This window comes from Pseudoclavibacter sp. CFCC 11306, from assembly GCF_008831235.1.
Lineage (GTDB): Bacteria > Actinomycetota > Actinomycetes > Actinomycetales > Microbacteriaceae > Pseudoclavibacter_A.
The window spans coordinates 260,747-273,167 of the sequence record NZ_WBKF01000003.1; the positions used below are offsets into that span (position 1 = coordinate 260,747).

The 12,421-nt window shown below is 66.6% G+C and carries 8 protein-coding genes; 5 read left to right on the forward strand and 3 right to left on the reverse strand.

The genetic code is table 11. From position 1 onward, the window contains the following. Positions 1 to 99: 99 nt before the first annotated feature. Positions 100 to 447 (forward strand): TraR/DksA family transcriptional regulator, encoded by a 348-nt coding sequence (locus tag F8O09_RS10000; protein ID WP_158055183.1) that lies wholly within the window; start codon positions 100 to 102, stop codon positions 445 to 447. 98 nt (positions 448 to 545) lie between these two features. Continuing rightward, a complete protein-coding gene (locus F8O09_RS10005; protein WP_158055184.1) occupies positions 546 to 2,921 on the forward strand; it encodes a hypothetical protein in 2,376 nt (791 codons plus the stop codon). Positions 2,922 to 3,006: 85 nt separating this feature from the next. Here the strand turns inward: F8O09_RS10005 and F8O09_RS10010 are convergent, their stop codons facing one another. Together F8O09_RS10010 and F8O09_RS10015 are read right to left on the reverse strand one after the other, a co-directional pair. Further along, positions 3,007 to 5,892, reverse strand: a complete 2,886-nt coding sequence (locus F8O09_RS10010) for a UPF0182 family protein (RefSeq protein WP_318655756.1) — start codon at positions 5,890 to 5,892, stop codon at positions 3,007 to 3,009. A 169-nt stretch (positions 5,893 to 6,061) separates the two neighbouring features. Further along, positions 6,062 to 6,874, reverse strand: a complete 813-nt coding sequence (locus F8O09_RS10015; protein ID WP_192496759.1) for a PDZ domain-containing protein — start codon at positions 6,872 to 6,874, stop codon at positions 6,062 to 6,064. A gap of 50 nt (positions 6,875 to 6,924) precedes the next feature. On the opposite strand from F8O09_RS10015, the gene F8O09_RS10020 reads away from it, so the two are divergent. Both F8O09_RS10020 and F8O09_RS10025 read left to right on the forward strand, forming a co-directional pair. Then, on the forward strand, positions 6,925 to 8,289 hold the full coding sequence (locus tag F8O09_RS10020) for a zinc-dependent metalloprotease (RefSeq protein ID WP_158055185.1): 1,365 nt from the start codon (positions 6,925 to 6,927) through the stop codon (positions 8,287 to 8,289). A 61-nt stretch (positions 8,290 to 8,350) separates the two neighbouring features. After that, complete coding sequence (locus tag F8O09_RS10025) at positions 8,351 to 9,463, forward strand: hypothetical protein (RefSeq protein ID WP_158055186.1); 1,113 nt, start codon at positions 8,351 to 8,353, stop codon at positions 9,461 to 9,463. Here the strand turns inward: F8O09_RS10025 and F8O09_RS10030 are convergent. After that, positions 9,432 to 11,105 (reverse strand): ATP-dependent helicase, encoded by a 1,674-nt coding sequence (locus tag F8O09_RS10030; RefSeq protein WP_158055187.1) that lies wholly within the window; start codon positions 11,103 to 11,105, stop codon positions 9,432 to 9,434. The genes F8O09_RS10025 and F8O09_RS10030 overlap by 32 nt on opposite strands. 22 nt (positions 11,106 to 11,127) lie before the next feature. Between F8O09_RS10030 and F8O09_RS10035 the strand changes: the two genes are divergently transcribed. Beyond that, complete coding sequence (locus tag F8O09_RS10035; protein WP_192497652.1) at positions 11,128 to 12,420, forward strand: phosphotransferase; 1,293 nt, start codon at positions 11,128 to 11,130, stop codon at positions 12,418 to 12,420. The last annotated feature ends 1 nt before the right edge of the window (position 12,421 follow it).

Sequence of the window (12,421 nt, forward strand, 5' to 3'; positions counted from 1 at the left end):
GAACGTCTCCCGTGACACCGCCGTCGTCTGCGTGCGCGGCGCTCGCGGGGCTGTTCCTGTGTCGCTGCTGCGCTCCGAGCACGTGGCAGAATCGCAGATATGACACCAGATGCGCTGATCGCCGACCTGCATGACCGGCTGGTGGCCGCGCAGGAGCGCGAACGTCGGGCAGCCGCGCAGCTCGCCGAGGTGCGACGTCTGCAGGCCGGCGGTGAGTCTGACGACGAACACGACCCCGAGGGCGTGCCGGTTTCGTTCGAGTGGTCGAAGGCTGCGGCAGTGCTCGAGGCGGCACAGGCCGAGCGTGTGGCGCTTGAGGATGCAGTGCGTCGCGCCCGCCTCGGAACCTACGGGATCTGCGCCCGCTGCGGCCGCCCGATCGATCCGCGGCGTCTGGCGGTGCGCCCTGCTGCGACGCTGTGCATCGACTGCGCACAGCGCTCCTGACTCGTTGAATCCGTTCACAACGGTCTTTCCCACACCCTGTTTCAGGTTGCCGCCTTCTTAGTCTCGTGCCGAATCATCCGTTCTCGGAAAGGCACATCATGAACGAATTCGTCACGCGCACCACGCAGTCCGACAGGTCGGGACCGAGCTCTGACGAGCATCCGCCGAACGCACCAGACGACGGTCTGCGATCAGTTTCAGTGCTCTCTGCACGCCGCCCCTGGTCGGCGGTGGTCGTTGCGGCGTTCATGATGCTGCTCATGCTCGCGCCGATGCTCCCGGCTCTGGCGACGCCGGCCCACGCTCTCGGCGGAGGCTCGACGCATGCTGGCCGCTATGAGTACGGCAACGTGCCGGTGTGGATGGGTTCGTTCCGGCTCGACGACGGGCGCATCGCGTGGTGCGCGTTCGACCCTGGCATGCCCTCGCCCATCGACGGCGACTTCTCCTACACGGATTGGGTGCCAGAGTCGTCGTTCAGCAGTGGCAACGGTGTCGATCTGTCTGGCGAGGTGCTGGAGCGTGCGGCCTACGTGCTGGCCACGTGGGGTGACACCGATGACGAGTTCACCGCACGCGCGGTCTATCGCGCGCTGCATCTGCACACCGGGGTCGGGTTCAGCCTGCGCAACGGCGAACAGCTCACCCAAGACACCGCCGAGCTCGCCGACCATATGTGGCAGGAGGCCGGCAGATTCGGTGGGCCGCACACGCTTGCCGACCCCGAGCTGACATCTCAGCACGCCGGGCAGAGAGTCGAGGCCGCCCTGCAGACACCGCGGGGGCGCTCGGGAGAGGCTATGCCCGGTGACGTGGTCGCCACGATCACCGGCCCCGGCGTCTGGGATGAGACCGGCACGGCTGAGCTGCGGTTCGCTCAGGACACCACGAAGACCATTCGGTCGATAGGCCGCGGAGACATCACTGTCAAGGTCGCCCGTGCGGTGCCGAGCACGCATCTGCTCATCGCGAGGCCGACCGTCGACGGTGCACAGCGCCTCGTCGCCTCGGCCGAGAACGTCGCGATCTCTGCCGAGGCGACCGTTGCGGTGGTCAGCCAGTTCCAGCCTGCGGCAGATACGACGGCACAGACGTGGCGTCACGACGACGCCAGCGAAGACGACCTGCCTCAGATGGGCGCCCCGCTCGTCGACACACTGCATGTGCGCGCTGACGGCGAGGTGCCCTGGCTGCCTGCTCTCGACGGTTCAGGATCGCTCCCCGCGACCTTCGCCGTTGACTGGTACTACTCGCCGCGGCCTCTGCCTCGTTCGCCGAAGCCGCCTGCCGAAGCAGAGCACTTCGACCGGGTGCAGGCGACCGCGACCGGCCCGGGCGATCTCATCGTCTCGTCGAAGCGGGTCGTTGATCGATCAGGCTGGTTCTACCCCGTGGTCTCCTTCCGTGTGGCCGACCAGCCGCACCAGTTTCGCGACCGCTTTGCCGCAGACTTCATCGCAGACTTCCATGCCGAGCGAGAACAGACGGTCGTTCCCTGGCGACCGAGGGTGGTGACGCAGGCGTCAGAGATCGTCGACGGCCAGGTGACCGATCTGATCTCGGTGAGCGGCAACGATCCGGCTGCCGAGCTCACTGTGGTGTCGGAGCTGTGGATGTCGCACGAACCAGCGCATGCCGAGGGGCTCTCAGAAGCTCCCGCCGACGCCGAGCGACTGGCGACGGTGTCGACGACGATCACCGGAAACGAAACAGTGTCAACCGAACCCGTCGACGTGCCGTGGTCGCGCTTCGTCGGCGAAGACGTCTGGCCGAACCTGTACTGGGTCGAGCACATTGACCGATCACCGAGCACGGAACGCTGGCAGGGCAGACATCTGCTGCCGCACGAGACGATCGCACTCACTCGTCCGACCGCGACGACGAAGACCGCAAGGAATCTCGTCACCGGAGAGCAGACGACAGACACCGCGACGGTGGCCGGAACCATCCCGACCTCGAACAGGTCGGAGAATGTGCGCACCGAGCTGTCGTTCTCGCTGTACCGGTTCGACGACTCGACTGACGGAGGCGCACAGCCAGTGTGTCTGGCACCGATGTGGACGCAGCCGAAGCCCATTGCGGTGACGAAACCGGGCGACTACGTCTCTGAACCGGTAACGATCAGAGATCCAGGCACGTACGGCTTCCGTCATCATCTCTCGACCGCCGTCACGCGAACGTCTGACGCCGGAACTGACACCTCTGGGGCGTCTGACGCTCACGGGCCGGCACAGACGACCATGCTGCACGAGGGCGAGTGCGGCGCTGACGGCGAGACCGTGGTCGCGGTGCCGCCACCGGTGCCGCCCGTCGACGGCGAACCGGCCCCACCTGCCGAGCACATCGCACCCGTGGCGTCGACGGAGACTGCCCTCGCCGCCACCGGTGTCCCAGCTCCGGTGATCTGGGTCGCCGCCGGAGTCTCGATGATTGTTCTCGGGACGGGCGCCGTACTGCGCAGACGACGTCCGTGACTATCCACGAACAGAAGAAGCGGCAGCCGGAACCCTGTACTGAGGGTTCCGGCTGCCGCTGTTCACCGTTGCGGAGAACGCCGCGTCACTGCTGCGCGCTGATCGCCCGCTGCAGGGCATCCTGCAGCTGTTTGTCGGCCGTACCGAACGCTGCCCAGTCACCGGAGACACGAGCCTGTTCACGGGCGTCCAACGCCGTCTTGGCGTCTTTGAGCGCCTGCGCGACCGCAGGATTCGACGAACTGCTCGTGCCACCGTCTGTGGACTGCCCGTTGTCGGTCGGCGCCGCAGACTGCCCGTCGGACGACGGCCCTGCCTGCCCGGGGCCGTTCTGCCCGACGATCGCACCCGAGTCACCGCCGAAGATGTCGTCGAGCGCTTTGTCGAGCGTGTCTTCGAAGGCGACCTTGTCACCGAACGAGACCAGGATCTTGCGCAGCAGCGGGTATGAGGTCTCGCCCGTCGAGCGCACGTAGACCGGCTGCACGTAGAGCAGGCCGCCGCCGACCGGCAGCGTCAGCAGGTTGCCGCTGCTCACCGTGGTCTGACCCTGACGCAGCAGGTTCAGCTGTGTCGACACGGTGTTGTCCGAGTCGAAGAGGTTCTGAACCTGGCCGGGACCGGGCACGTTGGTCTCTCCTGGCAGTCTCAACAGCGTCAGCTTGCCGTAGTCTTCGCTTCGCTTGCCGTCGGCCCCTTCGCCATCGCCGTTGGCGGCCAGATAGCCGCGCAGCACGTTTCGCGAGCCGCCCGAACTCTGCTGAATCGGAATGAAGGTGCTGTACAGAGAGAACGCCGTGTCGGTCTGCCCGGGAAGACGCATCGACAGGTAGTACGGCGGCTGCTTCGTCGAGGTGTCCGAGCCGGACTGCGGATCTGCAGGAACCTGCCAGGCGTCTTCACGCGAGTAGAACGAACCGGCGTCGGTCACATGGTAGGTGCCGAGCACGTTGCGCTGAGCCTTGAACATGTCGGTCGGGTACCGCACGTGTGAGAGCAGCGCCGAACTCATCTCGTCTGCCGACTTGACGGTGTTCGGAAAGACCTTCTGCCACGCCTGCAGCACAGGGTCTTCCTGATCCCACGCGTAGAGCGTGACCGATCCGTCGTACGCATCGACCGTCGCCTTGATGGAGTTGCGCATGTAGTTGATGGTGTCGGTTGCTGGCCGAGCAGCAGATGACGCCCCGTCGTTGATGGCCTGACGGTAGCTCTGCTGCTGCGAGTAGGGGTACTGATCGCTCGTGGTGTAGCCGTCGACCACCCACTGCACACGACCGTCGACGACCGCCGGGTAGGGATCCTGGTCGAGAGTCAGATACGGCGCGACTTTCTGCACGCGATCGATCGGGCTGCGGTCGTAGAGAATCTGCGAGGAGTTGCTGACCGCGTTCGAGGTCAGAATCTCGATCGATCCGAACTTCATGGAGTAGAGCAGACGGGTCAGCGCGTTGTCGAGCTTCGGCCCTCCGTCGCCCGAGAACGTGGTGTACGTCTGATTCGACTCGTTCTGCTCGCCTTCGTCGGGATTCGCGCTGCTGCCCGACGGGTAGTCGAGCTCACGGGGCGACTCGCCCTCAGGCGCACCTACGATCGAATAGGCCGGCGACTTCTCGCCGAAGTAGATGCGCGGCTCGAACGACCCGAGATCGCCGCTGGTGGGAATGCCTCCCTCGAAGAAGATCGGCTTGCCGTCTGAGGTGACCTGGTTGCCGTAGGCGGCGACCACGCCGTAGCCATGGGTGTACACGATCGAGTTGTTGTACCAGGAGTCGCTGGGCTGCTGACTGAGCTCGCGCACCGACAGCACGGTGTCGACGCTCTGACCGTCGATCTTGTAGCGATCGACGTCGAGCTTCGAGCCGAACTGGTAGTACTGCTTGTACTGCTGCAGCTGTCGGAACGTGTCGCTCACCAGATCGGGGTCGAGCAGGCGGATCGATGCCGTGGTGTCGACATCGCTGCGCAGCGCACCGGCCTTGGCATCGGTGACGGCGTTGTAGGGCTGCACGTTCACTTTGTCGATGCCATAGGCCTCACGCGTGGCATTGATGTTGCGCTGCAGGTACTCGGCCTCGAGGCTGCGCTCGCTCGGCTTCACGACGAAGGTCTGCACGCCCCATGGGTAGGCCACGCCGATCAGCAGCGAGGTCGCCACCAGAACGGCCGCGCCCACGACCGGGATGCGCCAGCGACCGGTGACTGCGGCGAACACGAACCCGAGGGCCACCAGCACTGCGACGGCGACCAGAATGGTGCGGCCCGGAATCTGGGCGTTGACGCCCGAGTATCCCGCGCCGGTGAACAGCCCCTGCGGGTCGGTCAGCTGCTGATAGCGCTCGAGCCACAGGCGCACGGCGTGCAGCGCCACATAGACGGCGATGGTCACGGCGAGCTGCACGCGCGTGCCCTTGGCCACTCGCAGGCGACGGTTCTCGATGCGGATCGATCCGTAGAGATACGAGATCGCGACGAACACGATGCCGCTGAGCAGCACGGAGAAGAGCAGGTAGCCGACCAGCTGCTGGTAGAAGGGCAGCTGGAACAGGTAGAAGCCGGTGTCCAGCCCAAACTGGGGGTCAGTCTCACCGGTGGTGCCGCCGTTGATCCAGAGCGCGGCGGTCGTCCACCGACTCGCGAAGTAGAGTGCGCCGAACAGGCCGAAGAGGATCGGGATGCCCCACGTGATGCCCTTGCGCAGTGGTTCGAGCACCTGCTGATACTGATCGAGTGTGGCGTTCACACGCACATAGGTCGGCCGTGAGCGAAAGGCGAACCAGACGCTCACCCAGAGCGGTCCGGCGAGAAGCACGAAGCCGATCAGCCCCATCAGCCCGCCGGCGAACCACTGAGTGGTCAGCACGTTGAGAAAGCCCACCTGTCGGTACCAGAGCACATCGGTCCAAACGGCAGAGGCGGCGAAGAGCAGAGCGACGATCACGGCCAGCGCGATGATGCTGATCACAGCCACCCGGCGAGTTCTGTTGGGGTGTGTCACAGGGCTACGGGGGTCAGACACGATAGTGCGCTCCTTCGCGGGGGTGGCCGGTGCTGCTCGGTCAATGCGTCATGTCATTCTAGCCAGCACCCGCTGACACCCGGCCAGTCGAGCGGCGTATTTCGCTGCAGGCTGACGGTGGTCAGCGTGCGCACTGAGGCAGCCCGGCGACGCTCTTCGTCGTCGAGATGGTGTCGAGTGCATGCAGCGCGTCGTCGAGCGAGGCGACCGAGACGACCGTCACGGAATCGGGGATGCCGCCGGCCAGTTCGGCGCAGTTGGCTTCGGGGGCCAGAAACCAGGGCGCTCCGTGATCGCGAGCGGTGAGCACCTTCTGACGAATGCCGCCGATCGGCCCGACATGGCCGGCGGCATCGATGGTGCCAGTTCCTGCGATCGTCTCACCGCCGGTCATCGAGCCGGGGGTGAGCTTGTCGATGATGCCGAGCGAGAACATCATGCCGGCGCTAGGTCCCCCGACTTTGTCGAGACTGATCTGCACCTGTGGCTTGCTCTCGGCATCCTCGAGCCCGAGGTGGTTCAGGGCTGCGTCGACGGCCGCCTGCTGGGAGGTCGTCATCTGCTCGGTGGTCTCGCGTTCCTGGTCGTCGACCGTCTGTCCTGGCGGGTACACGGCGTCGAGCGGCAGCACCGTTCGCGTCGGATCGACCCAGGCGGAGGCCGTCTGCACCCAGTTAGGCTGAGCCCGAGGGCTGCCGAGCACGCGAACGGTCAGCATGTACAGGCTGCCGGTCGTCGGATACGTCGGTGCGCCGGTGATGTCGAGCACCGTTTTGGTCTCGGTCTGCCCTTCGTCGGTCACCGTGCCGAGCACGTCATAGGCAGGTCCTTCTTCGCGAATCACATACGGACTCGGCGTGAAGGCGCAGATGATCAGCGCTCCGGCGGCGACGATGGTCGCGAGTCGGCTCAGGCGGTGACGAGCGATGGGCATGGCGTGAATCACACTAGTGTACCGTTGTGACGAACACCAAGGAGGTCTCCATGGTTTCCCCTGAGAATCCATCCGAACCACAGGACGACGGCTCCGACGACGAGTTCCAGCGTCTGCTGAAGCAGCTCCTCAGCGGTGATTCCGAAGGGCTCGCAAAGGCAGCCGGACTCCCCATCGACCAGAACGCGATCGCTTCGATCATCGCCTCCATCCAGCAGGCCGCGGCGACCCCTCCCGGTCAGGTCGACTGGTCGCAGGCCCGCGAGCGCGCGCAGCAGGTCGCTCATGCCGCCGAGGTCGTGCTCACCGATGACGACCGCACCCGTGCGTCCAACGCCTTCGACATCGCTCGGCTCTGGCTGAGCGAGGCCACTGCGTTCGAGCCGGTCTCGACCGGCCGCGTGATGAGCCGCACCGAGTGGGCACGTGAGACCCTGCCGTTCTGGCAGCAGCTCTGCGAACCGGTCGCGGGCAGCGTCGCCGAGGCGCTGCTCGAGGCGCTGCGCAGCAACCTTCCAGAAGAGATGCGGGCCTCATTGGGCCAGGCTGTGCAGGTCATGCGCGCCATGGCGACGACCGTCTTCGTCGTCCAGCTCGGCCAGGTCGTCGGCCAGCTCGCAGCAGAGACGGTCTCGGCCAACGAGATCGGCATCCCCGCGATGCCTGACAACGAGCCGGCGCTGCTGCCGCAGAACATTCACGAGTTCTCACAGGGTCTCGAAGTGCCGGTCGAAGAGATCACGATCTTCCTGGCCACGCGTGAGCTGGCGCATGTCGCGCTCTTCCGACACGCTCCCTGGCTGACCAGCGAGCTCACCAGCGCCATCACCTCGTATGCCCGCGGCATTCAGATCGACGTGAGCCGCATCGAGTCTCTCGGCGGCGAGATCGACCCCTCTGATCTCGACTCGCTGCGCGGAGCCGTGCAGCGCGGCGAGCTCATCCCTCCGCGCACCGACGATCAGAACGCGGCGCTGGCGCGCATCGAGCTGCTGCTCGCACTCATCGAAGGCTGGGTCGACACCGTGACCGGCGCCGCCGTGCGTCGGCTGCCGAAAGGTGCGGCTGTTGCGGAGGCCGTCACCCGCCGTCGAGCGATCGGCGGCCCGGCTGAGCATGCCTTCGGCACGCTCATCGGCCTCGAGTTCCGCCCTCGCCAGCTGCGCAAGGCCGCAGCGCTGTGGTCCAAGGTGACCGACGCACTGGGCAGCGCCGACCGCGACGCGATCTGGCAGCACCCCGATCTCCTTCCGACCACCGACGAACTGGATGCCCCCGAGGCGTTCATCAGCCGTGCTCGCGGCGACGAGCAGACTGACTTCGATCGTGATCTCGCCCGTCTGCTCGAAGGCGACCTGCCCGATTCGCCGAAGCCGGACGACGGCTCCGAGGGCGACGCCCCAAAGCAGGATTAGTCGTCGCCGAGCCTGTGGAGAATAGTTCGCACCGTCGAGCGTTCTCTCGCATACTCGCAGCATGAGCACTCGAACGCCCGCCTCATCAGCCTCACCGCCGCTTCTCGGCCCGTCGACGCTTCAGCTGCACCCGAAGCATCCGCTGCTCTGGCGCGCAGGTGGGCGGTTGCAGGTCGGTCTGCAGCAGCCTGTCGTCTTCGACGACACGACTCCCGGCATCGAGTCGCTTCTCATCGCACTGCAGGGCGGTGTGACCGACGACGAGCTGCACCGACTGGGCGCGCAGGGCGGGCTGACGCCGGCATCCGTCGAAGGTCTGCTCACGCAGCTCGGTGAGCGTTGCCAGCGCACCCCGCAGCCGCTGAGCCTGCATCGACTGTGGAGTGTGCGCCCCTCGCACACGCTCTCCGAACACCATCGCGCAGCCGAACGCGTTCGGCGAGCACAGGTCGCCGTGACCGGGCATGGGTCGCTGCCTGCGGCTGTTCTGCGCACCCTGGCAGCGAGCGGCTGCACGTCGCTGCGCCATCTGCCCGACCCCGCGGTGCCGTACGGGCTCGACGGCTCGCCGCACCCGGCCGACCGATGCCGCGAGCTGCCCGCTGAGTCGGCGCTGCGCCAGCCGGTCTCGCCTGGCGCGTGGCACAAGCACGACGCGCAGATCGCCGATCTCTACGGCTGTGCGATCACGAACGGCGGCGACTCCCGCGACGATCTGACGATCGTCTGCGGCTACGGCCCGCCGCATCCCGCACAGTGGACGCCTCTGCTGCGCGACGATCGCGTGCACCTGAGCGTATGGGCCACCGCAACGGGCGCCATCGTCGTCGGGCCTCTGGTCGTGCCGGGCCAGACGGGCTGCCTCGGCTGCGTGCATCAGCACGCTCGCGATCAGATCGATGACTGGGCGCTCCTCTGTGATCAGATGTGGCGACGCGCCCGCCTCGCCCCGCTGGCCACTGATGTCGCACTGGCCACTTCGCTGGCAGTGCGCTGCGTCCTCGATGCTCTGATGGCCGCTCCGAACCTGCTCTCTCAGGTCTGGAACCGACGCGTCGTGGTGCACGACGGGCAGACACGGCTGCTGCCGCACGAACCGCATCCGCGATGCCTCTGCCGTGATCAGCCCTTCGACGAGACGCTCAGCGCTCCGAGAGAAACCTCGACGGCCTGACCACGCGACCGGCCACGCGTTCGGGATACGACAGGTGCAGTGTGCGGCGCGCTCTCGTGACCGCGACGTACAGCAGTCGCCGCTCTTCGTCGATCTGTGCCGCGTCGGTGCCGCCGCCGAACGGCAGGTAGTCGTCGGTGAGACCCACGACATGCACGTGGTCCCATTCCAAGCCCTTGGCGGCGTGAATCGTCGAGATCATGACCGTCTCGGTGGGCGGCGGATGCTTCTGCTCACGCCGTTCGATCAGCTCACGATTGAAGACTGCCAGCTGCGTTCGCTCGCCGGCGTCGACGCAGAGACGACGAATCGCGTCGAGCGACTCCCACCGCTCGCGCACGGCACCGGCCTGCGACGGCGGCTCTGCCTTCCAGCCGGCTTCGCCGATCGCTTTGAGCACGGCCGGCAACGCGAGCGCTTCGGGCGTCGAGGCCGCGGCGACCCCGATCAGCAGCATGGTGTCGACCACCTCGCGACGCGAGAAGAACGGGGTGGCGCTGCGCAGCCTGTAGGGCACTCCGGCGTCAGCGAGCGCCTGCTCGTAGCGGGCGGTCTGCCCGTTGACGCGCATCAGCACCGCGATCTCGCCCGGGCTCTCGCCTGAGGCGATCTGCGCGCGGATGCGGGCTGCGACCAGTGTGGCCTCCTGCGACTCGTCTGAGGCGCTGTTGAGCATCGGTGTCGGCCCGGCGGTCGGCGAGTGCAGCTGCACGGCCCCGGGTCTGCCGGCCATAATGCGGTTGGCCAGCGCCACGATCGGTGCAGTCGAGCGATAGTTGCGGCTCATCTCGATCGACGTCGTGCCGGCGAACTCGTTCTCGAAGTCGAGCAGGTAGCGCGGATCGGCTCCGGAGAACGAGTAGATCGTCTGGCTGGGATCTCCCACCACGCACAAATCCCGGCGCCGCCCCATCCATTCGCGAAGCAGGTCGTGCTGCACGGGCGAGACGTCCTGGTACTCGTCGACGACGAAGAAGCGGTACTGATCGCGCACTTCGTCGGCGACGACCGGCTCCTGGCGCAGCATCCCGGTCATCGCCAGAAGCACGTCTTCGAAGTCGATGCTGCGGCGCTGCTCTTTCAGCCGTTCGTACCGCATCATGATCGCCGCGACCTGTTCGTCGGCGAGACCGTCCACTCCGGCGTGGTCGCTCAGCAGATATCGTTCGACCGTCAGCGACCGAACTTTGCGCCACTCGATCTGCGACGAGAGGTCACGCAGTCGAGCGGTGTCGATGCTCTCGATTCCGCAGGCCGCCGCCGCCTCGGCGATCACCGGTGCCTTGGAGGTCAGCAGGTTCGGAAGTCTGGTGCCCAGCACACGAGGCCAGAAGTGCCGCAGCTGCGCGAGGGCGGCGGCGTGAAAGGTGCGGGCGGCGACCGGAGGCAGACCGAGTCGCTGCAGACGCAGCCGCATCTCGGCCGCTGCACGACTGGTGAAGGTGAGCGCGAGCACTGAGCTCGGCTGATAGATCTGCTGCTGAATGCCCCAGGCGATGCGATGCGTGATGGCCCGCGTCTTGCCGGTGCCTGCGCCCGCGAGCACGCGAACCGGCCCCGTGAGCGCCTCGGCGACCGTACGCTGCTGCACGTCGAGCCCGCCGAGCAGGTCGTTGTGCGTGGCGGTCGCTGGTGACGGCATCCTCGTCCTCTACTCTGGTCACATGAGTCGGTCCCCTCTCACATTAGCTGCACTCGCCGCTTCGGCACTTCCCGGCCTCGAGGTCACGTCGGTCGCGATGCACACCGCCGGCACCACCGGTGACTACGACTCTGCCGTGGTGGCCGACGGCCAGAACCGGCACTTCATCATCCGAGTGCCCAACTCCCCGACCGCCTACCGTCATCTCGAAGAGGAGCTGAAGTCGCTCAGCGCCCTCAGCGCAGGCATCCGCACCCGGCTGCCCTTCCAGGTGCCCAGCGAGGCTGGTCGCGTCGAGTTCTCCGGAACGGCCGCGCTGATCTACACGTATATTCCGGGCGTGCTCATCGACATCGCCGACCTCAACCGCGACTCCCCGACCACCGCATCCCTCGGCCGCGCGCTGGCTGCGCTGCACACGCTGCCCACCGGCTTCGTCGACGACTACGGGCTGCCGCATGAGCATCCAGAGGTGGTTCGCGAACGCTCGCGAACGATCATCGTGCGCGCCGAGAAGACGCGCCTGGTGCCGCGCGCGCTGCTCGACCGCTGGCTTGCGGCGATCGACGACGACGGCCTGTGGGAGTTCGAGCCGACCGTGGTGCACGGCGAGCTCGACGACCAGGCGGTGCTGATCGAGGCCGACGAGGTCTCAGGCGTGCTGAACTGGGGCGGGCTGCGCATCTCAGATCCGGCCCTCGACTTCTCATGGCTGATGCACTCGGCTGTGCTTCAGGCTGTCGATGCGGTCTTCGACGCCTACGGGTCGGCCCGCGGCGAGGGTGCGCTCAAGTCGCTGCGCCGTCGCGCCACGCTCTATGCCGAGCTGCAGGTGGCCAAGTGGCTGCTGCACGGAGTCGACGGCGAAGACGCCAAGATCACCGAAGACGCCAAGCACATGCTGCAGGATCTGGCCGATCTGGTCGACGGCAACTATCGCCTGCTGCTGACCGACCCGATCTTCGAAGCCGAGCGGCCGACGGCGGATGCCGAACCAGGCACGCCTGACGACTTCCGTGCCGAGCGAGGTGCGGACAGCGCGGAGCACTCCGGTGGTCATTCTGATTCGGCGGAGCAGCCGAAGGAACCGATTGTGGTGACCGAGCCGATCGAGATCGTCGTCGAAGAGGAGACCGACGAGGTCGTCGTCGCCGAAGTCATCGAAGACGACGGTGAAGCCCCGGACGCAGGCGACCGCGCTGAGGCCGATGCCGACGAGACGGACGGCGACGACTCGCACCGTGCTGCGGCGAACGAGGAGAACGCCACGATCGTCGAAGACGACGCGCCGGAGTCTCCTGCCACACGCGCCTGAC

Coding starts and splice junctions, on each gene's coding strand:
- F8O09_RS10000 (WP_158055183.1), top strand. CDS start 100: ATGACACCAGATGCGCTGATCGCCGACCTGCATGACCGGCTGGTGGCC.
- F8O09_RS10005 (WP_158055184.1), top strand. CDS start 546: ATGAACGAATTCGTCACGCGCACCACGCAGTCCGACAGGTCGGGACCG.
- F8O09_RS10015 (WP_192496759.1), bottom strand. CDS start 6,874: ATGCCCATCGCTCGTCACCGCCTGAGCCGACTCGCGACCATCGTCGCC.
- F8O09_RS10020 (WP_158055185.1), top strand. CDS start 6,925: ATGGTTTCCCCTGAGAATCCATCCGAACCACAGGACGACGGCTCCGAC.
- F8O09_RS10025 (WP_158055186.1), top strand. CDS start 8,351: ATGAGCACTCGAACGCCCGCCTCATCAGCCTCACCGCCGCTTCTCGGC.
- F8O09_RS10030 (WP_158055187.1), bottom strand. CDS start 11,105: ATGCCGTCACCAGCGACCGCCACGCACAACGACCTGCTCGGCGGGCTC.
- F8O09_RS10035 (WP_192497652.1), top strand. CDS start 11,128: ATGAGTCGGTCCCCTCTCACATTAGCTGCACTCGCCGCTTCGGCACTT.